Below are 24,751 nucleotides of genomic sequence, written 5' to 3'. Positions count from 1 at the left end.
GTTCGAGGCCACCGCACGCGGCTCCGGACCGTGCGGTCCGTATGGTCGGAGCGTGGCCCCCACTGCTTTCGCCGGCACCTCGTCCGGACCCGTCGTCGGGTTCGACCTGGATATGACGCTGATCGATTCCCGGCCCGGTATCGCCGCGGTCTGGGACGCGGTCGCCGCCGAGACGGGCGTGCACGTCGATTCCGCGCTGGCGGTCTCGCGGCTGGGCCCGCCGCTGGCGATCGAGGCCGCGGAGTGGTTCCCGAGCGAGCGGGTGCCGGGGGTGGTGGCCCGCTACCGCGAGCTGTACCCGGACCTGGCGATCACGGGCGCCGATCGCCTGCCGGGCGTGGTCGAGGCGCTGGCGGCGGTGCGGCGCGCCGGCGGCAGGACGCTCGTCATCACCGCCAAGAAGGAGTCCTTCGCGCGGCTGCACCTGGAACACCTCGGGCTCGGTGTCGACGAGGTGGTCGGCGACGTGTGGGCCGAGGCGAAGGGCACCGCGTTGCGGGCGCACGGGGTGTCGATCTATGTCGGTGATCATCTGGGGGACGTGCGCGGGGCGAAGGCCGCCGCCGCGTTCTCGGTGGCCGTCACGACCGGGCCCTATTCGGCCGAAGAACTCTCCGCCGAGGGCGCGGACGTGGTGCTGACCGATCTCACCGAGTTCCCGGACTGGTTCGAGGCGCATCTGACGGCGTCGCGCTGATCTCGCGCTGACCGCGTCGCCGGGTGCTCGGCTCGGCGCAGCGGCCGGTCCGGCCGGGCGAAATCCTCCGGCGAGTACCGCTGCCATCCGGATCCGACCTCGGCGGGATCCGAGCCCGCGATTCGATCGGATGCCGTGTCCCTACGTCCCGGAATCTCTGCCGCGCAGCGCTGTTCGCGTGCGCTTTTGGCTTCACGGTGATTCGAACGCTGTCGGCGCGCGGGGCGTCTCATTAGCGTTGCACGCACGGTCACGAGTATCAGCACAGATGAGCCCCGGCTCGCTGATCGGCAACCCTCGCGCAGCGGTGGGGTGCCCCGGGTGACGACCAGGTGGTGCCCGCCGGGCATCACAAGCGCGTTGTGGCCGGGCTGTTCCGGTGAGTTCAGAGGAATCAGATGAGTAAGCAGTGGTCCGGGTCGCGTCGACTCCGGGTAGTGGTGGGTATCGCGTCGGCGGCCCTGGTGGCCGGGCTGGTGTCCGCGTGCGGGGGGTCATCCGAGAGTGACAGCGGCACAGTGTACTTCGGTGTTTCCGGGCCGAAATCGGGTCCGTCGGCCGAGTACGGGCGGCTGTGGCAGCAGGGTTTCGATCTGGCGCTGGACGAGATCAACGCTGCGGGCGGGATCAACGGCAAGAAAGTCGAATTGAAGTGGGAGGATTCGCAATCCGACCCGAAGCAGACGGTGCCGATCGCCACGAAGTTCGTGGGTGACGAGTCGATCATCGCCGAGCTGGGCGACTTCTCGTCCCCGGCCTCGATCGCGGCGTCGCCGGTGTACAACCGCGGCAAGCTGGTGCAGTACGGGTTCACGAACTCCGCGGTGGACTTCACCAAGGCCGGCGACTACTCGTGGAGCCCCTCGATCACCCTGGACGTCTTCCAGGAGCGCAATGCGCAGTGGGTGTCCGCCAAGGCCAAGAAGGTCTCGGTCGTCTACCTTGAAACCGACTGGGGCAAGCAGGCTTTCAAGTTCTTCGAGCAGTCCGCCAAGGAGAAGGGCGTGGAGATCGTCTACTCCTCGCCGATCCTGCCGGACTCGCAGGACTTCCGGCCGGTGCTGATCAAGGGCCGCGATGCGAACCCGGAGGCGTTCGTGCACCTGGGCTACGGCCCGGACGGCGCGCTCATCGTCAAGCAGCTGCGCGACGTCGGGTACAGCGGCCAGTTCTTCGGCGGCCAGAACACCCCGCAGTTCATCTCGCTGGCGGGCGCCGCGGCCGAGGGTGACATCGTGAACGGCGTCTTCACCGCCGCGGACACCAACCCCAAGGTGGTGGACTTCGTGAAGAAGTTCCGCGCCAAGTTCAACGTCGATCCCGGCGACTTCAACGTGTACGCCTACGACGCGATCAACGTCCTGGTCAAGGCGGCCGAGCACGGCGGCGCGACCCGCGAGGGCGTCCTGAAGGGACTGCGCGAGGTCAAGGACTTCGACGGAATCGGCCTGGGCACTTTCGCTTTCGATCAGCAGACGCGCCGACCGAACGGGGTGAAGCCGATCGAGCTGATCCTGAAGAACGGCGCGTTCGTGCCGACCGGCAACAAGTAGCGACATGTTCGACACGCTCATAGCGGGTCTGGTCCACGGCAATGCGTATGCACTCATCGCCGTGGGCATCACCCTGATCTTCGGGGTCAGCAACGTCATCAATTTCGCGCACGGCGCCATCTTCGCCTTCGGGTCGGTGCTGGGCTGGTGGCTGATCGCCGAGCAGGGGCTGCCGCTCTGGCTCGCCCTGGCGATCGTGGTCGGCGGCACCGCGCTGCTCGGGGTGGCGATCGACGTGCTGGCGGTGCGGCCGCTGCGCCGCGCACCGGCCATCGCGGCGCTGCTGGCCACGGTGGCGGTCGGGTTGATCCTGGAGAACGTGGTGGCGCTGGTCTTCGGGCCGGATACCCGCCCGTTCCCCCAGGTGTTGCCCACCAACAACTTTCAGGTCGGCGGCATCCGGTTCGGCACCTCGGACGTGGTCATGTTCGCCATCACCGTCACGGTGATGGCCGGGCTCTGGAGCTTCCTGCGGTACAGCCGGTACGGGCTGGCCATTCGCGCCACCGCACAGGATCCCGACGCCGCCGCGCAGATGGGCATCGGGGTGGGGCGGATCCAGTCCCTGGCCTTCGCCATCGCCTCGGGGCTGGGCGGATTGGCGGGCATCTTCGTCGGGCTCTACAACTCCAACATCTCCCCGACCAGCGGCGGCGTCGTCGGCATGACCGGTTTCGTGGCCGCCACCATCGGCGGGCTCGGCTCGATTCCCGGCGCGGTGGTCGGCGGTTTCGTCCTCGGGCTGGTGGAGGCGTTCGGCATCTACACCTTCGGGGACGGGTACCGCGATCTGATCACCTTCGGGCTGCTGGTCGTGTTCCTGGTGCTGCGGCCGGGCGGTCTGCTCGCGCGCCCGCCCGCCATCGAATCGGAGCCGCTGACCGGCACCTTCCTGGGCTCGGGCCGGCAGTTGCGGGTGCGGTGGTGGCACGCGCTCATCGCGTTCGCCGTTGCGGGACTGGTGATTCCGGCCGTGTCCGACGACTACGGCATCTCGGTCGGCACCCAGATCCTGGCCTACGCGATCATCGCCGTGTCCATGACGCTGGTCGCGGGTTCGGCGGGGCAGCTCGCCATCGGGCAGGCCGGGCCGATCGCGATCGGCGCGTACACCTCGGCGGTCCTGACGGTCTCCCACGGCTGGTCGTTCCTGCCCGCGATCGTCGTCGCGGGGATTCTGGCCGCCGTGGTGTCCTCGGTGCTGGCCGCGCCGCTGTGGCGGCTCGGCGGGCACTACGTCGCCATCGCCACGCTCGGCATCGGCATCGTCACGGTCGCGCTGATCCGCAATTGGGAGCCGGTGACGCGGGGCAGCTACGGCATCTTCGGCATTCCGGCGCCGGAGATCTTCGGCGTCGAATTCACCACGCACACCGAGATTTTCCGGCTCGAACTGGTGGTGCTGGCCATCACGCTGGCGGTCATGCTCGCGGTGCAGCGGTCCCGGCTGGGCACCGCGATCCGGGCCATCGGCGCGGACGAGGTGGCGGCGCGGTCGGCCGGGGTGCCGGTGCGCGACTACAAGGCGCTGGCGTTCGCGATCGCCGCGTTCTTCTCCGGGATCGGCGGTGCGCTGCTGGCGCACCAGTACTCCTACATCGATCCGACCGTGTTCAACCTGCCGATGTCACTGCTGGTGGTGACCATCCTGGTGCTCGGCGGCACGGCGTCGCCGTACGGCGCGGTGCTGGGCGCGGTGGTGCTGATCGGGGTGCCCGAGGCGCTGCGGCTGGCTCCCGAACTGCGCATCGTGCTGTACGGCGTGGTGCTGCTGCTGGTCGTGCGGTTCCGGCCGCAGGGCATTCTGGTGAGGAGGGAACGTGCCGAAGTCACCGTCTGAGACCGCATCCGGCCCGCTCGGCGAACCTATGCCGGTCGAGCAGAGCGATTCTGCAGTGAGGCAGCGTGATTCGACAGTCGAGCAGCCCGATTCAGCAGTCGTGGTGAGCGACCCGGTGATCGGGCCGAGCGAACCGGCGGTCGGGCCGAGCGAACCGGCGGCTCGGCCCAGCGGGCCGGTGGCCGGGACGGGAGACTCCGCGGCCCAGGCGGTGCTGTCGGTCCGGGGTCTGCACCGGGCGTTCGGCGGCGTGCGTGCGGTGGACGGTCTGGACATCACCATCGCGCCGGGGGAGTTCGTGTCGATCATCGGGCCCAACGGCTCCGGTAAGTCGACCACGGTCAACCTCATCTCCGGGGTGCTGAAGCCCGACTCCGGGGAGATCCTGGTGCACGGCAAGCGCATTCGGCCCGGTAAGCCGGAGGCGGCCGCCGACGCGGGTATCGCGCGCACCTTCCAGAACGGGCGGGTGTTCGGCAACATGACGGTCCGCGAGAACGTGGACGTCGGGTTGCAGACCACCCTGCGCGCGTCCCGCCCGCTGCGGGCACTGGCGGGAATTCCGCTGCTGCGCTGGGTATCCCTGCTGGCGGAGCTCGAAGTGGCGCTCGTGCCGACCCCGGCCGCCCGGGCCGAACGCAAGGCGGCCGCCGCGCGCATCGACGCCCAGCTGGCGCGCTTCGGCGAGCGGCTCACCCCGCGCGCCGACAACTCCGCCTTCACCCTGTCCTACGCCAATCGGCGGCGGACCGAGATCGCGCGCGCCCTGGCCCTCGAGCCGCGCCTGCTGCTGCTCGACGAGCCCGCGGCGGGCATGAACCAGACCGAGACCGCCGAAATCGGCAGGCAGCTGGCGGAATTGAAGGCGCAGGGCCAGACGGTGCTGCTGGTCGAGCACAAGATGGATCTGGTGCACGAGTTGTCCGATCGCGTGCTGGTGCTGGACGAGGGCAGGGTCATCGCCGAGGGAACGCCGGACGAGGTGCTCGAGGACCCCCGGGTGATCGAGGCGTATCTGGGCAGGAGACGGGGTGGCAGGCGTACGGTCGCGCCGGCCGAGAACCCTGTCGCGGACTCGGGCCCCGTCGCCGAGCCAGATCCCGTAGCCGACTCCGGTTCCACCGTCGACGCTGTGGCCGACGCCGACTCCCGAGCCTCCGGGTCCGATGTCACCGCCGACTCCGAGGCCGTCGCGGACCCCGAAGCCACTGTCGCCGAGCGGCAAGACGGTGCCGGGGGTGCGGACGAGCCCACGGCAACGGCCGGTTCGGAGAACCCGGGCGACGCAGACGTGAAAGGGAAGGTGTCCGCGGATGCCGGTCATTGATACCGCCGGTGCCGGGGCGGCGGTCGCCTCCGAGCTCGCCGGTGCGGCGCGCTTCGACGAAAGTGCGGCTCCCATACTGGAATTCGACAAGGTGGTCGTACATTACGGCGCGTCCCGAGCGCTGAACGAGGTATCGCTGCGAGTTCGCCCCGGCGAGATCGTGTCGCTGCTCGGTGGCAACGCCTCGGGTAAGTCCACCACCATGAAGACCGCGCTCGGACTGCTGAAGCCGACCTCCGGCGCGGTGCGCATCGACGGGGTGGACGTGAGCAGGACGCCGCCGTCGGCGCGGATCGCCGCGGGGCTGGCGTCGGTGCCCGAGGCCAGGCGGGTGTTCCCGGCCATGACGGTGCAGGAGAACCTGTTCGTCGGCGGCTACATCCGCAAGGAGCGGCGGTCGGTGCTGGCCGCGCGGGCCGCCGAACTCTTCGAGCACTTCCCGCGCCTGGCCGAGCGGCGCGCGCAGCGCGCGGGCACCCTGTCCGGCGGCGAACAGCAGATGCTGGCGTTCGCGCGTGCGCTCATGAGCAAGCCGCGGCTGATCTGCATGGACGAGCCCACCATGGGCCTGTCGCCGCTGTTCGTGGATCGGGTGCTGGACGAGATCGCCCGGCTGAACCGGGAACTGGGGCTGGCCATTCTCATCGTGGAACAGCAGGCCGAACTCGCCCTGAGCATCGCGCATTCCGCGAATGTGCTGCGCACCGGTGAGATCGTGTTGCACGGACCGGCCGCCGAACTCATCGACAATCCGGCCGTGCGCGATGCCTATCTGGGAAAGGCGACGGTATGACCACACGACGGCTCGGCTTCTTCACCCGCCTGGTCCGCTCGGATCCGGACCAGGACGCGGCCACGGTGTACCGGCACGCCCTGGAACAGTTCGACGCGGCCGAACGACTCGGCTACGACACCTCCTGGGTCGCGCAGCACCACCTGGACCCGGACGAGGGCGGCCTGCCGTCGCCGTTCGTCTTCCTGGCCCACGCCGCGGCGCGAAACCCGAAGCTGCGCTTGGGAACCGCCATCGTCACCCTCGCGCTGGAGGATCCGGTCCGGGTCGCCGAGGACGCCGCGGTGCTGGACGTGCTCACCGGCGGCCGGCTCGAACTCGGGTTCGGGGCGGGCGGTTCCAGACACGCCTTCGACCTGTTCGAGCTCGGGTCGGCGGATCGGCAGCAGGTGTACGCGGACAAGCTCGCCCGGGTGACCGCCGCCCTGACCGGGACGCCCCTGGTGGGCGGTCGCGGTCTCAATCCGCCCGCGCCGGAGTTGCGAAACCGGTTGTGGCAGGCGACCTTCTCGGCCTCGGGGGCGCGCCGGGCCGGGCTGGCCGGGGACGGCCTGCTGCTGTCCAAGGCGCAGCCGCGCGACGCCGCCACCGCGAACTCCGCGCTCTGGGAGATTCAGGAACCCCTGGTCAACGCCTACCTGGCGGCGCTGCCCGCCGGCGCGGAGCCCCGAATCGGCGCTTCCCGGGGCGTTTTCGTCGCCGACGACGGTGCCGCCGCGCGCACCCTGGCCGAACGCGGTGCGCAGCGATTCCTGGATCAGTTCCGTCGCAATCACGATGCCGATTTCGCGGGATCGGTCGAAGAGATTCTGCGCGACACGTACTTCGGCACGCCCGACGAGGTGGCGGCCCGGCTGTCGGCCGACACCGCGCTGCGGCACGCCACCGACCTCATCGTGCAGGTGCACCCGGTCGATCCCGGCCACGAGGCCACCCTGCGCTCCATCGAACTCATTGCCACGAAGGTTGCCCCGCAACTGGGTTGGCGGGAAGGAAACACACAGTGACCGAGGTGAGCGACCGTGCCCCCGACGCGACAGCGTCCGTGGTGGGCACCGGAAAAGCAGGCGGCGCACCGGCATACGCCGACGTGATCGACACCGTGCTGGGCGACCGCGCGGCCGGCGTGCGGGAACTGCGGCAGGCGCGCCCGCCGGTGGTCGAGCACACCCAGGGCGTGTTCGAAGCCCTGCTGGACGGTCCGGCCACCGCGGTCCTGGGCCGAGAGCGCGTCATAGCGGCGGCGGTGGCCGTCGCCGAATTGGCGGGCGCACCCGAATTGGCCGCGCACTACGCCGGACTCGGCACCGTGCCCGCGGCGGGCGACGCGGTGCTGGCCGCGATCCTGAAGCACGCGGCGCAGGTCAGCACCGCCCCCGCCACCGTGACCCGGGCGGATATCGACGCGCTGGGCGCGGCCGGACTCACCGCCGCCGACATCGTGACCGTGGCCCAGCTCATCGGCTACGTCCATTTCCAGGCCCGGCTGCTGGCCGGTCTCACCCTGATCGGAGCGGCACATGAGTGAGAACCTTGCCTCCGAGGTGCGCAGCGTCGACACTGCCCGCCGCCCCGCGGGTTTCACCCAGGCACAACTGGACTGGGTGCCCTGGGTGGAACCCATAAAACTGGCCGAAGCCGATGAGCGCCAAGCCCCTTTGCTGGCGGGTGATCGGGGCGTCGGGCCGTATTTCCGGCTTTTGGCGCGCAATGTCAATGTGCTGGAGCATCGCAGCGGCAACGACAAGGAGATCTTTTACGGTCGCGCCGGGGTCGGCCGCGCCGAAAGGGAACTCGCGGCCACCGTCACCTCGCGGCACAACGGCTGTGAATATTGCGCCTCGGTGCATTCCCGATTCACCTCCGCGCTGTCCAAGCGCGAAGCGGACGTGCAGCGATTGCTGGACGCCGGAAATAGCGTTCGCATCGATGAAAGATGGGACGCCATAATCGATTTCGTGGACGCGTTGGCGGCCAATCCGCCGCGGGCCGAGCGGTCGCACATCGACCGACTGCGCGAGCTCGGTTTCACCGGCTCCGAGATCCACGATCTGGTGCTGTCCACGGCGTCGTTCTCGTGGGCGAACCGCCTCATGCTGACCCTGGGGGAGCCGGAGGTGCCCGCCGCCGGATGAGACCGGCCGGCACGAAACCGGTCCGATTTCGGGGTTGCGGGGAGATCGCGGCAACCGGAAGATGTGGTGGGTCCGGCGAGTCGCTCGGCGTGGCGTCCCGGATCGCGTTCCGGGGGTGAAACCGCAGGTAGGAAACGATCTAGATCTGTCTGGAATTTACCCTAGATTTTTCCTTCAAAAGCTTCCGCAGGCCGCCCGCGGCTGGGTAACGTCCCGGTGGCAAACAGTCAGTGACGGCACTGGCGACCTGGTTGAATCGGAGCACCCCCATGACCGACATCATTTCTGACATCCTCGCCCAGACCATCCTGAAGCTGCTCGCGACCGGCTCGGCGAGCGGTTCCGCCAAGTAGCCGTCCGAGTGCCACCTTTCGGCTATTGCGCGCAGGCCGAAGCAGAACCCGCGGGGCTCGATCCATGACCCATGGATCGAGCCCCGTGTCATGTCCGGGTCGAGTGGGTACTTTGCAGGAGATTCCAGGTGGGCGCCGGTGGCCCCGGCCGAGGTCGGCGGGGTGGCGCTAATAAATCTGAAAAAACTCCTTCAAAAGTATTCCGTCCAGTTCGTCCGCTCTGTATCGTGTTGAGTGGCAAACGATCAGTGACTTTCGGGCCAATGCGGCATCGGAACGTGAATCTCCCCCCGGATTCGCGTTCCGAACCTGGGACGGTTCCCCTGCCTATATCCGCCGTCCCCGGTGCGCTGTGGCGACCCGAGACACTGAGCCAACTTTCGGCTATCGCGCGGGATGTCGAAGGTGCAAACGAAGGGCCCGATCCATGACGAGGGGATCGGGCCCTTCGGTATTGTCTGGCGCAATGTCACAGGAAACGAACGCGGGAAGAATGTACGCCGGGCAGCCCGTAGAAGACCGGCAACGGCAGCGTCGTGCGCGTTTTCTGGAGTCGGGGCTGACGGTCTTCGCGCGAGACGGCTACGCGAACAGTTCGGTCGGCGCGATCTGCAAGGACGCCGGCCTCTCGTCGCGGCAGTTCTACGAGGAGTTCACCGGGCGCGAATCGTTGCTGCTCGAACTCTACGAGCAGATCGACCGGGAATCTCGGGAGGCCGTCGCGGCCACCATCGCCGAGCAGTCCGACGCCAACGCCATCGATATCATCGACGCCGCCGTGCGGGCCTATATCGAGTCGATCGGCCGGGATCCCCGCAAGGCGCGGGTCGCCCTGGTCGAGGTGGTCGGCGCGGGCCCCAAGGTCGAGAAATTCCGGCTGGAGTTGCGCCGGGCCTGGGGAGCGCTGCTGGCCAGTGCCGCCGAGGACGCCGCCATGCACGGGGAGATTCCGCCGGGGGACTACGAGATGCGCGTGCTCGCCATCATCGGCGCGGTCAATTACGTCGTGGACGCCTGGAGCGGCTCGGAGCCGCGCCCGCCGCTGGACGAGGTCATCAGCGTCCTGCGCCGCGTCATCATGGGCGCCGTCAGCGCCTGACCTACGAACCGCCGCCGGTCCCACCGGGTTTCGCATCCCGAACGGGCTGTGGCGGCCGCTGCCCCGGAAACGCCCGCGTGGCCTCTCCCGGCCCCGCCCGGGCGTTTTCGGCGCGTCTGCGGACCGGTCAGGGCCCACCGCGGACGGCTGCCGGGCGGTCATGGTGTAAGCGGGTAGGTTCGGCGCATGGAGACGGTGCCCATTCAGATGCCGGACGGCTCGACCGTCTCGGTGTGGCTGCTGCCGGCGCAGGGTGCGCACCGGCATCCGATCACGCCGGACGCGCCGCGCCCGGTGGTGGTGATCGCGCCGGGGCTCGGGGTGCCCGGTGAGTTCTACTCGCTGTTCGGTAAGCCGTTGGCGGCCCGGGGATTCGACGTGGCGCTGCTCGAATTGCGCGGCAACGGCGGCCGCCCCCGGGGATCGCTGGGGTACCGGCCGCATCCGGGCGGCACCTACGGGTATCAGGAGTTGGTGGCGGTGGATTTTCCCGCCATGTTCCAGGTGGTGCGGCAGCGGTTCCCGGACAGCACCCCCTATCTGCTGGGGCACAGCATGGGCGGGCAACTGGGGGTCATGTACGCCTCGCGGATTCGGGGCAGGCTCGGCGGATTGATTCTGGTGGCCTCGGGCACGCCGTACCACCGCGGGGTGCGCGGGCTGTCCACGCCCGGTTTCCTGCTGAACAGCGCCGCGCTGGCGGTCGCCGGGAACTTCGCGGGGCTGTGGCCGGGCGACCGGATCAACGCGGGCGGGTTCGGGCCGCAGTCCAAGGTGCTCATCGCCGACCTGGCGCGCCTGGCCCGCACCGGTCGCTTCGAACCGGCCGGTGCGGACATCGATTACGAGGAGCGGATCTCCCGGCTGAAACTGCCGGTGCTGTCGGTGACCCTGGCCGGTGACGACATGACCCCGCCGAGTTCGGCGGCGCATCTGCTGGCGAAGCTGCCCAGGGCGGAGATCACCCGCTGGCACAACCCGGAACCACTGGGACACAACGGCTGGATCAGCGATCCCGAGAGCACCCTCGACTATGTCGAGAAGTGGTTGCGGGACCGCTGATCTCGCGCGTCAGACGTCGCGTTCGACGAGATTCCGGGTGAAGAACTCGTAGATGAGCGCGGCCTGGAAGGCGGACTGCTTGTTGTCCGCCGCGCCGCCGTGCCCGCCCTCCATGTTCTCGTGGTACCACACCGGATGGCCCTGGGATTCCAAGAGCGCGGCCATCTTTCGCGCGTGACCGGGGTGCACGCGGTCGTCGCGGGTGGAGGTGGTGAGCAGGATCGGCGGGTACGCGCCGTCCGGATCGGTGTTCTGATACGGGGAGTACTTCGCGATGTACTCCCATTCCTCGGGCTTGTCCGGGTCGCCGTACTCGGCCACCCAGGACGCGCCCGCCAGCAGCAGGTGGTAGCGCTTCATGTCCAGCAGCGGCACCTGGCAGACGATGGCGCCGAACAGCTCCGGGTAGCGGGTGAGCATGACGCCCATCAGCAGTCCGCCGTTGCTGCCGCCGACCGCGCCCAGCTGCGCGTGGGTGGTGATGCCGCGCGCGACGAGGTCGCGGGCGATGGCCGAGAAATCTTCGTACACCTTGTAGCGGTTGGCCTTCTGCACCGAGGTGTGCCAGTCGGGGCCGTACTCGCCGCCGCCGCGGATGTTGGTCATCACCCACGCCCCGCCGCGTTCGAGCCAGCCCATACCGGAGGCGCCGCTGTAGGCGGGGGTTCGCGAGACCTCGAAACCGCCGTAGCCGGACATGACCGCGGGTCCGGGCGTGCCCAGATGATCGCGGTGCCGGATGACGAAGTACGGCACCTGCGTCCCGTCCGCGGAGGTGGCGAAGAACTGTTCGGTCACAACGCCTTCGGCGTCGAAGAACTCCGGTTCCCGCTTGAGCACCTCGGTGCGCCCGCCCACCGAACTCGACATGAGGGTGGTGGGACTGGTGAAACCACTGGTGGAGAGCATGAATTCGTCGCCGCCCTCCAGCGGGTCGAGATTCATGACGCTCGTGGTTGCCATCGGCGGGGCGTCGGCCAGCGGTTCGCGGGTCCAGCCCCCGGGGCCGGGGGTCAGCACCTGCAGCTTGGTCTGCACATCCTGCAGCGTGATGAGCAGCAGATGGTTCTCGGTCCAGCCGTAGCCGTGCAGCGCGGTGTGCGCGTCGGGTGCGAAGAGCACCTCGAAATCGCGTGCGCCGGAGAGGAATCGCTCGAAGTCGATGGCCAGCAGCGCACCGGACGGGTGCAGGACTCCGCCGGCCTCCCACGGTGACTTCAGCTGCACCAGCAGCCAGTCCTTGTACCAGGATTCGGACGCGTCGGTGGGCAGCTCGAGCAGGCGCAGGGCGCCGCCGGCCTCCAGCAGGTAGACCTCCTCGTTGAAGAAGTCGGTGGCGCGGCCGATGAAATGCCGTTCGTAGCCCGGGGTCCGGTCGTATCCGGCCGAGACCGCGATATCGGTGGCCGCGCCCTCGTAGACCGTCTCGGCGTCGGTCAGCGGGGTGCCGCGCCGCCAGCGCTTGGCGATGCGCGGGTAGCCGGAATCGGTGAGGGAGCCGGGGCCGAAATCCGTTCCGACATAGACGGTGTCGATGTCGATCCAGCGGATCTCGGATTTGGCCTCGGGCAGGTGGAAGCCGCCGTCCGCCGGATCCAGGAAGACCTTCGCGTCGACGTCGAATTCGCGGATCACCTTGGCGTCCGCGCCACCGCGCGAGAGGCTGATCAGCGCCCGCGACTGCTCCGGGCGCAGCACCGCCGCGCCGCCCCACACCCAGTTCTCGTCCTCTGCCTCGGCGAGGGCGTCGAGATCGATCAGGACCTCCCAGTCCGGGTCGTCCCGGGTGTATTCGGCGAAACTGGTGCGCCGCCACAGACCCTTGGGGTGTTCGGCGTCACGCCAGAAGTTGTAGAGCCACCGGCCACGCCGGCCGGGATAGGCGATGCGGGTATCGGTGTCGAGCATGGCCAGAATGCGGGCCTGCAGGTCGGTGAACCGGTCCGACGACGCGAACCGGTCCATCACCACCTCGTTGTGTGCGCGCGCCCAATCCAGCGCGCGCTCACCGGTTACCTCTTCCAGCCACAGGTACGGATCCGTCACGGTCTCTCCAACACCGGTCATGCCCATATTGTTGCCGACATGGTGCCGGAGGTGGGGACTGTGCCGCCGCCCGCCCATTCGCACCGCTCAGCCGAGCCGGACGAGCATCTTCCCGGTGTTCGCTCCGGCCAGCACCCCGAGGAAAGCGGCGGGGGCCTGCTCCAGCCCCTCGTACACCGTCTCGCGGGTGCGCAGGGCGCCCTCGGCCAGCCAGCCCGCGGCCTTGCCGATGTACTCGCCGAACAGCGGGAAATAGCTGCTGACCAGCATGCCGCGCAGGGTGATCTCCTTCGTGGCGGCCAGGTAGAGATCGGGCACGGCAGCCGCCTGCCCGCCGTTGTACCCGCTGATCGCGCCGACCAGCGCGATGCGCCCGCCCCGGCGCATGGCCTCGATGGCGACCTTCAGGTGCTCGCCGCCCACGCTGTCGAGGTAGACGTCGATGCCCTCGGGTGCGGCAGCGACCAGCTGCCCCGCCAGATCCCCGGCCCGGTAGTCGATCGCGGCGTCGAACCCGAATTCCGCGCGCAGCAGCGCGGTCTTGACCGGCCCGCCCGCCGAGCCGATCACCCGCCCCGCGCCCAGCGCCCGGGCGATCTGCCCGGCCACGCTGCCCACCGCGCCCGCGGCGGCGGAGATGAAGACGGTGTCGCCGGGGCGGATCGGGGCGACATCGGTGAGCGCGGCGTAGGCGGTCAGGCCGGTGGTGCCCAGCGCGCCGAGGTAGTGGTGCTCGGCCGCGAGGCCGGAATCGATCGGCGTCGCGTACTCCGCGTCGACCACGGCATGCTCGCGCCACCCCGCGAAGTGCGAGACCCGGGCGCCGACCTGGATTGCCGCCGAACGCGATTCGATCACCTCGCCGACCGCCGCGCCCTCCAGCGCCGCGCCCAGCTCGAACGGCGGGATGTAGGACTCCTTGTCATCCATGCGGCCCCGCATGTACGGGTCCACCGACATCCAGGTGTTGCGCACCAGGATCTGCCCCGCGGCGAGCTCGGGCACCGGGCGCTCCACGAGCGCGAAGTTCGCGGCCGTCGGCACGCCGTCCGGGCGCGCGGCGAGCTGGATCTCACGGGCGGAACGAGTCTGAGAGGTCATGTCGCACTTACCTTTTCGCCATCCGAGGCGGCCTGTCCGCTTCGTTGTGGATAACGTTATGGCGGTGCGGGGCCCCGTCCCAGGTCCCTCGGTGTCACCGACCGGTCCGCACGTGCCAGGTGTTCGGGACGGCGACCGGCCACCGGGCCGTGACTTCCGCCGGAACCGGCTCGGACTCGCGTGCCTCGGCCGTGAACTTCCCGGTGGGACGGGGATTCCGTTTGGCACAGGGGTTTCCGGTCGGCGCAGCATCGCTGTCCTGTGCCGATCGCCCGCGGCAGCTGTCCGGGCAGCCGGAGCGGGCGTGCTGGGCGGGGTCAGTGGGCGGTGCGGGCGGCGGAGGGCGAGGCGCCGGTCCAGCGGTGGAAGGCTTTGCGGAAAGCGCGGTCGTCGGTGAACCCGAGGCGGGTGGCGATGGCGGCGGTGGTCAGATTGCCCTGTGCCAGTAGGTATTCGGCCTGCTCGTGCCGGGAGCGGTCGACCTCCTGCCGCCAGGTGGTGCCGTGATCGGAGAGCTGGCGTTGCAGGGTGCGGCGGCCGAGCAGGAGGCGGTGGGCGACGGTGTCGAGGGTCAGGTCGGCCTCGGCCAGGGCCGCTGTCAGGGCGGTGCGGAAGGCGTCGAGGGGGCCGGCGACGGCCTTCGAGCTGTTCAGCACCAGATCGGCGTGACTGCGCAGCAGCGCGGCCAGGGTCGGGTCGGCGCGCAGCAGCGGGGCGTGCGCGTCCGCGGCGGCGAAGGTGATCGAGTCGGCGTCGGCCCCGAATTCGATGTTCTCCGTGCCGAAGGCGGTGATCAGCTCCGCGTGCCGGGCGGGGGCGGCGTCGGCGAAGGTGACGCGGGTGGGGCGGACGTCGCGGCCGGTGGCCTCGCGGGCGCGGCGCAGGTAGTAGGCCAGGACGTATTCGTTGACCACCGAGACCACGGCGGGATCGCCCGCGGTGGTGCGGAATCCGACGGTGAGGTCGCCGTCGGCGTGCAGGTCGAAACCTTCCTCGGCCGCGGTGACCAGGCGGTGATAGGGCTGGGCCGCACGCAGCGACTCGGTGAGCGTCGGGCCGGTGGTGACCAGGTAGTCCCAGGTGCTCAGGGTGCCCAGCGGCGCGGCCTCGACCACCGCGATGCCCGCGCCCGTGCCACCCCCGCTGTGGGAGACCAACTCCCACAGGCGAATCAGCGACCCGATGGGGATGCGATTCAGTTCCCCGGACAGGGTGGCGTCGTCGGTGCCGGCGATCGCGGCGAGCTGTCCCGGGTCGGCCCCGGCGCGCAGCGCCGAATCGCGCACGAGCCGAATCAGCTGGGTGGAGACCGTGCCGTTGATCGCTGCCCCGGGTTCCACGCGTCCCACCCTAGTGACACGCGGCCGAGCGCGTTCGACCACGGCGTGTGAGCGGGGGCGCCGTCGTCGTGGCGGTCAGTAGGATTGCTGGTTCGATGCCGTCCGAGCGAGGAGGTTCCGCGGTGCCCGAGAAGTCCGCGCCCAGGCTCTGGGAGCAGCACTGCTGCCTGCCGCTGCTGCCGAGCGCGGATATCACCGAGCTGGCCAGGTATCCGCTCGGCTCGTACCTCTCGGTCAACGTCGGCTACTCGCTGCACAGCACCGCGGACTCGCTCGCCCTGCTGCACCGATTCCGCCGGGAAGCCCTGGCGGACGGCCGCTTTCACCTCGTGGAGAGCTTCGGGGACGCCTGGCCCGCCACGCCCCGCGACACCCTGGCCCTCGCCTTCGACCTCGAGGACTCCGCCCCGCTCGGCGGTGACCTCGACAACGTGAAGGTCTTCTACGACCTGGGCGTGCGATCACTGCTGCCCGCCTACAACTTCGCCAACGCCGCGGGCGGCGGCTGCCTCGACGCCTCGGACACCGGTCTCACCGCCTACGGGCGCGACCTGATCCGCACGCTGAACGAGGTCGGCATGTTCGCCGACGGCTCGCACTGCGCCGCGCGCACCGGCCTGGACATCGCCGCTGTCACCACCGCGCCGACGATCTACAGCCACTCCAATTTCGCGGGCGTCTGGGCGCATCCGCGCAATATCACCGACGATCAGGCCCGCGCCTGCGCCGCGACCGGCGGCGTCATCGGCATCAACGGCGTCGGCATCTTCCTCGGCCACAACGGCCCGGACGAGCGCGCCGCACGCGTCGCGGCCATGGCCGACCACATCGTGTACGGCGTGGAGCTGCTCGGCATCGACCACATCGGGATCAGCTCGGACTTCTCCTTCGACGGTGACCAGTTCAATCAGGAGATCGCCGACAATCCCGAGAGTTTCTCCGCGGAGTTCACCCGCTGGGGTCCCATTCAGTGGACGCCGCCCGAGGATCTGCTGGGGCGTTCGGAGGTTCCCGGCCTGGACGAGATCCTCGCCGGGCGCGGCTTCTCCGAGACCGAGCGCGCCGCGCTGTTCGGCGGCAATTTCGCACGCGTAGCGGCACGGGTCTGGCGTTAGCTACCCGCGTGCCGGTGTGATCAGCGGCTTCGAAACCGGACAACCCGCGCAGCCCGAACCCCGGCGGCGGGATCTCACCGAGGCGGGGAGTGGCTGAGTGCGATCCGCCCGCCGGGGTTAGGCTCGGGGGCGTGACTTCCCACTACGATGTCGTCGTTCTCGGTGCTGGTCCCGGCGGTTACGTCGCCGCGATTCGTGCCGCTCAACTCGGCCTGCGAACAGCGATCGTCGAGCAGAAATACTGGGGTGGCGTGTGCCTGAACGTGGGCTGCATTCCGTCCAAGGCCCTGCTTCGAAACGCGGAGCTGGCCCATATCTTCCATAAAGAAGCCAAGACCTTCGGTATCTCCGGTGAGGCGAGCTTCGACTTCGGGGCCGCGTTCGATCGCAGCCGCAAGGTGGCGGACGGCCGCGTCAAGGGCGTCCACTTCCTGATGAAGAAGAACAAGATCGACGAGTTCGACGGTGCGGGCACCTTCGTCGACGCCAAGACGATCTCCGTCGCGCTCACCAAGGGCGGCACCGAGACCCTCACGTTCGACAACGTGATCATCGCGACCGGTACTACCACCAAGCTGCTGCCGGGCACCGAGCTGTCGGCCAACGTCGTGACCTACGAGGAGCAGATCCTCACCCGCGACCTGCCGGGCTCGATCCTGATCGTCGGCGCGGGCGCCATCGGCATGGAATTCGCGTACGTGCTCAAGAACTACGGCGTGGACGTTCGCATCGTCGAATTCCTGGACCGCGCACTGCCGAACGAGGACGCCGACGTCTCCAAGGAGATCACCAAGGCGTACAAGAAGCTCGGTGTCACCATCACCACCGGTGCGGCCGTGCAGTCCATCGACGACGACGGTTCCAAGGTCACCGTCGCCATCAAGGACAACAAGTCCGGCAACGTCGAGACCGTCACCGTGGACAAGGTGCTGCAGGCCGTCGGCTTCGCGCCGCGCGTGCAGGGCTACGGCCTCGAGAACACCGGTGTGCAGCTGACCGATCGCGGCGCCATCGCCATCGACGATTACATGCGTACCAACGTCCCCGGCATCTACGCCATCGGCGACGTCACCGCCAAGCTGCAGCTCGCGCACGTCGCGGAGGCGCAGGGCGTGGTGGCCGCGGAGACCATCGGCGGCGCCGAGACCATGGCGCTGGGCGACTACCGGATGATGCCGCGCGCCACCTTCTGCCAGCCGCAGGTCGCCAGCTTCGGTCTCACCGAGCAGCAGGCCAAGGACGAGGGCTACGACGTGAAGGTCGCGACCTTCCCGTTCACCGCCAACGGCAAGGCGCACGGCCTCGGCGACGCCCAGGGCTTCGTCAAGCTCATCGCCGACACCAAGCACGGTGAGCTGCTCGGTGGCCACCTCATCGGCCCCGATGTCTCCGAGCTGCTGCCCGAGCTGACCCTGGCCCAGAAGTGGGACCTGACCGTCAACGAGCTCGCGCGCAACGTGCACACCCACCCGACCCTGAGCGAGGCGCTCCAGGAGGCGATCCACGGCCTCGCGGGCCACATGATCAACTTCTGATCGGGGCCCGCCCGGCCGAGAGCGTGAAAAAGGCCCGGCCGCAGTCGAATCGACTGCGGCCGGGCCTTTTTCACGTCGTGTGACAGCGCGGGATCGGGCGCGCTCCGAGCCGATCGGCCGCTCCGCCGAAGCCCGCGGTGAATCAGCCCGCGTGGCGCTCGAAGTAGCGGCGGTGCAGGTCGTGCACGCGGCCGGAGAATTCGGGGAACGGACCGGTGACCGGGATGCCCGGGGCGACCTGCGGGATCGCCAGCGGCAGGACCGGGGCGGGCGGGACGCCGAGGTCGGTCAGCCAGGCGGTGAACTGCTCGGTCGAGGCGGCGTAGACGATCGGGCCGAGGCCGACCCAGGCGTGCGCGGCCGAGCACATCGGGCAGTGCTCGCCGGAGGTGTAGACCGTGGCGGTGGCGCGGTCGGCGGGGGAGAGGTTGTCCGCGGCCCAGCGGGCGAGCGCGAATTCGGGGTGTTGCGTCTGATCGCCGCCCGCTATGCGGTTGCGGTCCTGCGCCAGGACGGTGCCGTCGGCGGCCACCAGGATCGAGCCGAAAGGCTGGTCACCGGCTTCGAGGGCTTGCTCCGCCAATTCGACGCAGCGTTCGAGATATTCGAGGTGCTCGCGCATCGGTGCTCCGATCGTCGTGGTGGGCATTCGAGCGTGGATCTGATGTGCGGGAAGCCTGTCGGCGCACGGTGATTCGCGGCGGAACCGGCCCGGGTCGCGCCCGGCGCGGTGAGGCGGGTCCCTCGCCGTGTGCCCGGCGCGCTATCCCGGGGTCACTCGCGATGGTACGAATCCTGGGCCTCGCGGATTTCCCCGATATTGCTTTCCAACAGGTCGATGAGACCGGCCAGATGTTCGGCGACCCGCGCGCCCAGCGGGGTCAGGGTGTACTCGACCACCGGCGGGATGGACTGCTGGACCTCGCGGTGGATCATGCCGTCGCGTTCGAGGTTCTGCAGGGTCTGCGAGAGCATGCGCTCGCTGATGCCGTCGACCCGCCGGCGCAGGGCGCTGAAGCGGTAGGGACCCTCGCGCAGCGCGGCCATGGCCAGTACGCCCCACCGGCTGGCGACATCCTGCAGGACCGGGCGGGAAGCGCAGTGGCGTGCGAAGACGTCGGCTTCCAGCGTGGGGTCGAAGGAGGGGTCGGCCGGGTCGTTCATGGGATCGAGATTACCTAACCGTTCGGGTTGCGATGGCGGAATAGCATGTGCTTACTATTAGTTAGTACAACCCGATAAGGCAGTTCATCTGGAGGAAGTCATGACCGTTGTCGCCGTCACCGGAGCGAGTGGCCAGCTGGGCCGCCTGGTCGTCGAAGCCCTGCTGAAGGAGGGCGCGACTCCGATCGCCGTCGTGCGCGATCCGGCCAAGGTCGCCGATCTGAGTGAGCGGGGCGTGCAGGTGCGCGTCGCCGGATACGACGATCCCGCCGCACTGGACAGCGCGTTCGCCGGCGTCGACCGCGTCCTGCTGGTCTCGGGCAACGAATTCGGCGCGCGAGTAGCCCAGCACACCAACGTGATTCGGGCCGCCGAGCGCGCGGGCGTGGAACTGCTGGCCTACACCAGCATTCCGGGCGCGCCGGCCAATCCGCTCATCCTGGCGCAGGAGCACGCGGGCACCGAGGCCGTGCTGGCCGAGGCCACCGTGCCGCACGTATTGCTGCGCAACGACTGGTACTGGGAGAACTACCTGGGCGGGCTCGCGCACGCGGTCGAGACGGGCGTGCTGCACGGCGCGGCCGGGACCGGCCGGGTGGCGGGCGCGGCGCGGGCCGACTACGCCGAGGCCGCCGCCAAGGTGCTCAGCACCGACGGCCACGCCGGGCAGGTCTACGAACTCGGCGGCGATCGCCTCACGTATGACGAGCTGGCCGCCGCTATTTCCGAGGCGGCGGGCAAAACGGTTGTGTACCAGAACATTCCGCAGTCCGAATACGCGGCGGCCCTGGTCGCGGGCGGACTTCCCGAGGGCTACGCCCAGGTCCTCGCGGACGCCGACGCGGGAATCGCGGCAGGCGTGCTCGACCTCGACACCGGCGATCTGCGGCGACTACTGGGCCGTCCGGCGACCCCGGCGGTCGAGGTGTTCCGCGCGGCGCTGAGCTGAGGCGAGAATCGTTGCGGCGCATCTGATTCAGTACCAGTGGTTGGCCTGCCAGAACTCCCAGGCCGCGGCCGGGCTGCCGTAGCGGGAGTTCATGTACCGGTAGGCCCACCGGAGCTGGGTCAGGGGATTGAAGAGCCAGTCGGGACCCTCGGTCGCCATCTTGTCCGCGGGCAGCGCCTGGGGCAGGCCGTAGGCCCCGGAGCTGGGATTGACGGCGAAGATCTGCCAGCTGCTCTCCATGGTGATGATCTGATCGAAGGCCCAGAACTGGTTCAGCGGAACGATGCTGAGCGCCAGCCCCTTCAGCGCCATGGTCGAGGCGAGCGAGGCGGTATTGACGATGCGCGGCAGCGTGGAGGCCGCCTTCGGGAGCAGCTCGGCGCCCTGGTCGATGAGACCGGGCGCGGCGACGGGATCCGGCGCGGCGGTGCCCTGCGCGGTGGCCAGCGGAACGGCGGCGGCGAGCAGGGTCATGAAGGTGATGGTGCGGATCGACCGGCGATGCGAGCGGGGAGACTTGGAACTGACGGCGGTATCCAAGGCGTGTCCTTCCGGGTCGGCCCGGCGGGAAACACGCGTCCCGAGGGGCCATAGAGAATGGACTGCTCAGTTCGGTTCGCTGTGACGCTACTGCATCGCGCCGGGCGCGCGGTGGACCCGCGCGGCGCGTCGCCCGATCCGGGACGACGCGCCGCGCTCGTTATCGTCGCTGCTCAGACCCACTGCACCAGTTGGATGACAACGCCGTTGGGATCGGTCATCTGGAAATAGCGCTCACCCCACGGCTCGGTTTCGATGGGCGTCTCGATGGTGACGCCCTCGGCGCGGACGCGCTCGTACTCGCCGTCGATGTCCTCGACGACGAAGACCACCAGCAGGCCCTGTCCCGCGTCGCCCGCGATCCGCGCGGGCTTGAAGGTCGACAGGCCGGTCTTCAGGTAGATGACGTTGACGCCGGCGTCCGGCCGGGTCAGGGAGACGAAGCCCTCGGCGGCCATCTCCTGCGTGAAGCCGAAGTGGTCGATGAGGAACTTCGCCGACGCGGTGGGATCGGCGACGTTCAGGGAAATGGCGGACGAGGTGATCTTCATGGGGGCCTCCTGGGCTGCCGAACATTGCTGTACTAAGTACGCTGTACTTTGTACGTAAATTCCCGAGTGGTTGCCAGGTGATGGGCGTCACATCGATACGATCGACGCGGAGGTGGGTGCGCGATGAGTGTCGACGCAGGTCGAGGCGGGCATATCGAGGATGGGCCGGGGACGCCGAGTGCGGCGAGCGGCGGCCCGGACGCTACGGGCACGGGCACGGGCGCGGACGGCACGAGCGCGGACGGCGCCGGGTCCGGCCCGGCGCGGCGGGGCGCGCGAAAGCAGCGCACCGGGGGCGAGCGCAGCAGCGCCGGGGACCCGGTGCGCACCCTCGAACTGCTCTGGCGCGAACCGGGCGGCGGCAGCGCGCGCGGGCCGAAGCAGCGGATCAGCCTCGACGAACTGGTCGCGGGGGCGATCGAGATAGCCGATGCCGAGGGCCTGAACGCGCTCACGATGCGTTCGGTGGCGGCCAAGCTCGGGGTCACGCCCATGGCCACCTACACCTACGTGCCGGGCAAGGCCGAACTGCTCGACCTCATGCTCGATCGGGTCTATCGGGTCATGCCGCGCGCCGACCTCACCGGAAAGCCTTGGCGAGAACGGGTTTCCGTGATCGCGGCGGCGAACCGGGCCCTGCTGGACGCGCATCCGTGGGTGGCGTACCTGCCGACCACCCGGCCGCCGCTGGGTCCCGGCGTCACCGCCAAATACGACCACGAGCTCGGGGCCTTCGAGGGACTCGGGCTCGATGACGTGACCATGGACGCGGCGCTGACGCACGTGCTCGGCTTCGTGAACTCGGTCGCGCGCATCGCCATCGACACCGCGCGCGCGACCGCCGACAGCGGGGTGAGCGACCACGAATGGTGGGAGCGCGCCGCGCCGCTGCTCGAGCGGGTCCTCACGCCCGAGCGCTTTCCGCTGGCCGCGCGGGTCGGGTCGGCCGCCGGGCAGGCGCACGAGGGTGCGTACAGCGCGGAGTTCGCCTACGAATTCGGGCTGGCGCGGGTGCTGGACGGATTGGCGATGCTCATCGGTGATCGTCCGCGGCGGTGAGGACCCCGCCGTACGCGGAACCCGGTGGCTTCGCCCGGGGCGGATAGGCGGTGAAAGCGGCCGTGCGCGCGTGCTTCTCCGACGACCCCGGGCCGAGAATTCACCCGGGTGCGGTGCGCCCGCGAATGCTGCCGGAGCGGTCGCGGCGTGCGGCCACGATGGCTGTCGTCGTGCGGTAGCGGCACATTCGCGCGGGCGGTCCGGCACGGCGGTAACGTGGTGGTGTGTGGGGAGTCGAATGTCGTAGGGGGTGTTTGCCGGGCGGTCCGCGCGGGGTGCGGGCGTCCCATCGCGGCGGTTCGAGCCGACAGCACCCGGTGCGCGAGTCCGAGGAGCAGAATTTCAGCTATGCCGCAATCGATTCCGGCAGTCGTTGCCGCCGACCTGTTCACCAAGGCCGCACAACCGGTGATTCCGGTCGGCGACGAGCTGGTGCTGCGGCCGTGGCTGCGCCGGGACGCGCCCGAGGTCTACGCGGCCTTTCAGGACCCGGCGATCCAGCGCTGGCACGTGCGCACCGCCGAGTCCGAGGACGAGGCCGCCGAATGGGTCGCGGCCTGGGCGAGCACCTGGCGCGCGGGCGTCTACGCGAATTGGGCGGTGGCGGACAGTAGTACGGGCCGGATCGCCGGCCGGGCGTCGTTGCAGATCATGCGGGCCGCGCACGGCACGGCTGGGGTGGCGTACTGGGTCGCGCCCGAGGCGCGCGGGCAGGGCATTGCCCCGCGCGCGGTGACCGCCCTGACCGAATGGGCCTTCGAGACGGCGGGTTTCCACCGCCTGGAGTTACAGCACTCGGTCCACAACGCCCAGTCGTGCCGGGTCGCGGGCAAGGCCGGCTTCGCGCTCGAAGGCGTGAATCGCAGTGCGGGACTGCACGCGGACGGCTGGCACGACATGCACCTGCACGCCCGGGTCCGCGGCGATCCGCCGCCCGGGGTGGGCCGCCACGCCCGCGCGGACTGACCGCTCGGGTCAGTGGTCGGTCTGGATGCGCAGGGCGGTGATCGTGCTGGCCAGGCCCTCGTACTGGTTTGTCAGCAGGACGATTTCGATCAGGCGGCGCTCGTCGTAGTGCTCGGCGAGCAGCTGCCAGGCCTCGTCCGTCAGGTCGCGGGTGGCCACGAGCTGGTCCACCGCGTTGAGCAGGGCCTGCTCCTGGGCGGTCCAGCCCGGCGCGCCGGGGCCGACGCGGATGCGGTCCAGAATCTCCGGGGTGATGCCGGCGCGCTGGCCGAGGCGGATGTGGTGTTCGGTCTCGTACTCGCAGTCGCGCAGGTGCGCCACGCGCAGGATCACCATCTCCGACTCGTAGCGGCGCAGCCGCCCGCCGGGCATGAGCTTGCCGGAGTAGTGCAGCCAGCCGCGGAACAGTCCGCCGGTGCGGCCCAGGGTGCTGAACAGATGCGCGTCCTCGGTGCCCGCCGCGCGGGAGAGCACCTGCCAGACAGTCCAATTGATCGGTCCCAGTTCCCGGAGCCGGCCGGGCGCGATACGTGGCTGCTTCGACACCATGCCTCACGCTAACAGTCGCCGCGAGCCGCCCACCAGGTCCCGGCCCGCCAGTCGGGGGCGGTGCGCACGCGCCTCCGGCGGGGTGTGCACAGCGATCCACAGGCGCCTGTGTGGAACTGTGGACAATCTCGTCGTGCGCACGCGTGCGACTCGCCGCGGCCGGGTCGCCCCTCGTTCACGCGGGTCGCGCGGCGGTGCGGTGATCCATCCCCGGGACTCCACGGTTGCACCGCTCGCGCGACCGTGGATGAATCAGCCCGTTCCGCCGTCCGGGCGTTCGGTTCATTCCCGCACGGCCTGTGCGAGTTTGGTGAGTTTCAATGCGCGGCGGGCGCGGTCCAGCACGTGGGCGCGCGAGCTGGTGAGGTGGGCCAGCAGCTCGGTCAGGGCCGGATCGAGGTCGCCGGACAGCACGTGTTCGGCGATGGCTATGTGCTCCGCGGTCATGGTCGCCACGCGTTCGGGGGTCGGCATGTCGATGGCCCGGACCGGGCGGACCCGGGCGTGCACCGTCTCGAGCATGTCGGCGAGCGCGCTGTTGCCCGCCGCGGCCAGCAGGGCGGTGTGGAAGCGCTCGTCGGCCGCGATGAGCTCGGCCCCGGGCTCGGGCGGGTTCTCGCGCAGGCGCTGCCAGGTCTCCAGCTCGGCCTTGACCGCCGCGGTATCCGCGGCACCGCTGTGCAGGCGTTGAATCCCCCTGACCTCCAGCACGATTCGCAGCTCGTACAGGTCACCGAGTTCTTCCACGCGCGGGCGGTACGGGTACAGCCCGTCCGCGTGCCGTTCCAGCAGGCCGTCCGCGTACAGCCGCGCCAGCGCCTCGCGCACCGGGGTGCGGGACACCCCGTAGGTCTCGGCGAGCCTTTCCTCGCCGAGCCGTTCGTTCGGGACCAGCACCCCGCCGGCCAGATCCCGTCGCAGGTCCAGGTAGACCCGCTCGGACAATGGAATACGCCCCCTGCGCGCCATGTCGGTTC

General features: G+C 69.7%; 25 protein-coding genes and 1 riboswitch. Of the genes, 16 read left to right on the top strand and 9 right to left on the bottom strand.

The genetic code is table 11. From position 1 onward, the window contains the following. Nucleotides 1-52: 52 nt before the first annotated feature. The 11 genes from ACFVBH_RS18615 to ACFVBH_RS18565 all read left to right on the top strand — a co-directional run bounded on the left by ACFVBH_RS18615 (nt 53) and on the right by ACFVBH_RS18565 (nt 10,859). Nucleotides 53-697, top strand: coding sequence for an HAD family hydrolase (locus tag ACFVBH_RS18615; protein WP_379002743.1), 645 nt, complete (start codon nt 53-55; stop codon nt 695-697). A 248-nt stretch (nt 698-945) separates the two neighbouring features. Then, a riboswitch (SAM riboswitch) is annotated at nt 946-1,061 on the top strand. A gap of 34 nt (nt 1,062-1,095) precedes the next feature. Further along, nucleotides 1,096-2,250, top strand: coding sequence for an ABC transporter substrate-binding protein (locus tag ACFVBH_RS18610; protein ID WP_379002741.1), 1,155 nt, complete (start codon nt 1,096-1,098; stop codon nt 2,248-2,250). A gap of 4 nt (nt 2,251-2,254) precedes the next feature. Further along, nucleotides 2,255-4,090, top strand: coding sequence for an ABC transporter permease (locus ACFVBH_RS18605; protein WP_379002739.1), 1,836 nt, complete (start codon nt 2,255-2,257; stop codon nt 4,088-4,090). Between the two features lie 103 nt (nt 4,091-4,193). After that, nucleotides 4,194-5,417, top strand: a complete 1,224-nt coding sequence (locus ACFVBH_RS18600; RefSeq protein ID WP_379002737.1) for an ATP-binding cassette domain-containing protein — start codon at nt 4,194-4,196, stop codon at nt 5,415-5,417. Next, nucleotides 5,404-6,210 (top strand): ABC transporter ATP-binding protein, encoded by an 807-nt coding sequence (locus ACFVBH_RS18595; protein WP_354991064.1) that lies wholly within the window; start codon nt 5,404-5,406, stop codon nt 6,208-6,210. The genes ACFVBH_RS18600 and ACFVBH_RS18595 overlap by 14 nt, the downstream gene beginning before the upstream one ends. After that, nucleotides 6,207-7,217, top strand: coding sequence for a putative FMN-dependent luciferase-like monooxygenase (locus tag ACFVBH_RS18590; RefSeq protein WP_379002734.1), 1,011 nt, complete (start codon nt 6,207-6,209; stop codon nt 7,215-7,217). Before ACFVBH_RS18595 ends, ACFVBH_RS18590 begins: the two co-directional genes overlap by 4 nt. After that, the gene (locus ACFVBH_RS18585; protein ID WP_379002732.1) at nt 7,214-7,738 is read left to right on the top strand and encodes a hypothetical protein; all 525 of its coding nucleotides are present in this window, start codon (nt 7,214-7,216) and stop codon (nt 7,736-7,738) included. The genes ACFVBH_RS18590 and ACFVBH_RS18585 overlap by 4 nt, the downstream gene beginning before the upstream one ends. After that, on the top strand, nt 7,731-8,345 hold the full coding sequence (locus ACFVBH_RS18580; protein WP_379002730.1) for a peroxidase-related enzyme: 615 nt from the start codon (nt 7,731-7,733) through the stop codon (nt 8,343-8,345). The genes ACFVBH_RS18585 and ACFVBH_RS18580 overlap by 8 nt, the downstream gene beginning before the upstream one ends. A 230-nt stretch (nt 8,346-8,575) precedes the next feature. Continuing rightward, on the top strand, nt 8,576-8,698 hold the full coding sequence (locus tag ACFVBH_RS18575) for a hypothetical protein (RefSeq protein ID WP_354991060.1): 123 nt from the start codon (nt 8,576-8,578) through the stop codon (nt 8,696-8,698). 466 nt (nt 8,699-9,164) lie between these two features. Next, on the top strand, nt 9,165-9,797 hold the full coding sequence (locus ACFVBH_RS18570) for a TetR/AcrR family transcriptional regulator (protein WP_354991059.1): 633 nt from the start codon (nt 9,165-9,167) through the stop codon (nt 9,795-9,797). A gap of 186 nt (nt 9,798-9,983) precedes the next feature. Then, a complete protein-coding gene (locus ACFVBH_RS18565; protein ID WP_379002728.1) occupies nt 9,984-10,859 on the top strand; it encodes an alpha/beta fold hydrolase in 876 nt (291 codons plus the stop codon). Nucleotides 10,860-10,868: 9 nt separating this feature from the next. Here ACFVBH_RS18565 and ACFVBH_RS18560 read toward each other — a convergent pair whose 3' ends face one another. From ACFVBH_RS18560 to ACFVBH_RS18550, 3 genes are all read right to left on the bottom strand, one after another. Next, nucleotides 10,869-12,926, bottom strand: a complete 2,058-nt coding sequence (locus tag ACFVBH_RS18560; protein ID WP_379002726.1) for a prolyl oligopeptidase family protein — start codon at nt 12,924-12,926, stop codon at nt 10,869-10,871. Between the two features lie 66 nt (nt 12,927-12,992). Next, on the bottom strand, nt 12,993-14,006 hold the full coding sequence (locus ACFVBH_RS18555; RefSeq protein ID WP_379002724.1) for an NADP-dependent oxidoreductase: 1,014 nt from the start codon (nt 14,004-14,006) through the stop codon (nt 12,993-12,995). Between the two features lie 317 nt (nt 14,007-14,323). Continuing rightward, nucleotides 14,324-15,346, bottom strand: coding sequence for an AraC family transcriptional regulator ligand-binding domain-containing protein (locus ACFVBH_RS18550; protein WP_379002722.1), 1,023 nt, complete (start codon nt 15,344-15,346; stop codon nt 14,324-14,326). Nucleotides 15,347-15,468: 122 nt separating this feature from the next. Between ACFVBH_RS18550 and ACFVBH_RS18545 the strand changes: the two genes are divergently transcribed. Further along, entirely contained in the window at nt 15,469-16,461 is a 993-nt protein-coding gene (locus ACFVBH_RS18545; RefSeq protein WP_379002720.1) for a dipeptidase, read from the top strand. 131 nt (nt 16,462-16,592) lie between these two features. Next, complete coding sequence (gene lpdA / locus ACFVBH_RS18540; RefSeq protein WP_354991053.1) at nt 16,593-17,996, top strand: dihydrolipoyl dehydrogenase; 1,404 nt, start codon at nt 16,593-16,595, stop codon at nt 17,994-17,996. Nucleotides 17,997-18,138: 142 nt separating this feature from the next. Here the strand turns inward: lpdA and ACFVBH_RS18535 are convergent, their stop codons facing one another. Beyond that, nucleotides 18,139-18,618, bottom strand: a complete 480-nt coding sequence (locus ACFVBH_RS18535; protein ID WP_379002717.1) for a nucleoside deaminase — start codon at nt 18,616-18,618, stop codon at nt 18,139-18,141. 152 nt (nt 18,619-18,770) lie between these two features. Then, nucleotides 18,771-19,160, bottom strand: coding sequence for a helix-turn-helix domain-containing protein (locus ACFVBH_RS18530; protein WP_354991453.1), 390 nt, complete (start codon nt 19,158-19,160; stop codon nt 18,771-18,773). Nucleotides 19,161-19,260: 100 nt separating this feature from the next. Between ACFVBH_RS18530 and ACFVBH_RS18525 the strand changes: the two genes are divergently transcribed. After that, complete coding sequence (locus ACFVBH_RS18525; protein ID WP_354991454.1) at nt 19,261-20,109, top strand: SDR family oxidoreductase; 849 nt, start codon at nt 19,261-19,263, stop codon at nt 20,107-20,109. A 27-nt stretch (nt 20,110-20,136) separates the two neighbouring features. Here the strand turns inward: ACFVBH_RS18525 and ACFVBH_RS18520 are convergent, their stop codons facing one another. Then, nucleotides 20,137-20,649, bottom strand: coding sequence for a transglycosylase SLT domain-containing protein (locus tag ACFVBH_RS18520; protein ID WP_354991455.1), 513 nt, complete (start codon nt 20,647-20,649; stop codon nt 20,137-20,139). Nucleotides 20,650-20,822: 173 nt separating this feature from the next. Then, entirely contained in the window at nt 20,823-21,200 is a 378-nt protein-coding gene (locus ACFVBH_RS18515) for a VOC family protein (protein ID WP_379002714.1), read from the bottom strand. Nucleotides 21,201-21,323: 123 nt separating this feature from the next. Between ACFVBH_RS18515 and ACFVBH_RS18510 the strand changes: the two genes are divergently transcribed. Then, a complete protein-coding gene (locus ACFVBH_RS18510) occupies nt 21,324-22,259 on the top strand; it encodes a TetR/AcrR family transcriptional regulator (protein ID WP_379002712.1) in 936 nt (311 codons plus the stop codon). Between the two features lie 348 nt (nt 22,260-22,607). Then, nucleotides 22,608-23,225 carry a GNAT family N-acetyltransferase gene (locus tag ACFVBH_RS18505; protein WP_379002710.1) on the top strand — a complete coding sequence of 206 codons (618 nt, stop codon included), beginning with the start codon at nt 22,608-22,610 and terminating at the stop codon, nt 23,223-23,225. A gap of 9 nt (nt 23,226-23,234) precedes the next feature. Here the strand turns inward: ACFVBH_RS18505 and ACFVBH_RS18500 are convergent, their stop codons facing one another. Both ACFVBH_RS18500 and ACFVBH_RS18495 read right to left on the bottom strand, forming a co-directional pair. After that, nucleotides 23,235-23,774: a carboxymuconolactone decarboxylase family protein gene (locus ACFVBH_RS18500; RefSeq protein WP_379002708.1), complete on the bottom strand. Its 540-nt coding sequence runs from the start codon at nt 23,772-23,774 to the stop codon at nt 23,235-23,237. Between the two features lie 282 nt (nt 23,775-24,056). Continuing rightward, nucleotides 24,057-24,743 (bottom strand): GntR family transcriptional regulator, encoded by a 687-nt coding sequence (locus ACFVBH_RS18495; protein ID WP_379002706.1) that lies wholly within the window; start codon nt 24,741-24,743, stop codon nt 24,057-24,059. Between the last annotated feature and the right edge of the window lie 8 nt (nt 24,744-24,751).

The sequence above is a fragment of the Nocardia sp. NPDC057668 genome (assembly GCF_042799795.1).
Lineage (GTDB): Bacteria > Actinomycetota > Actinomycetes > Mycobacteriales > Mycobacteriaceae > Nocardia.
This window is presented reverse-complemented; position numbering and strand designations above follow the sequence as displayed.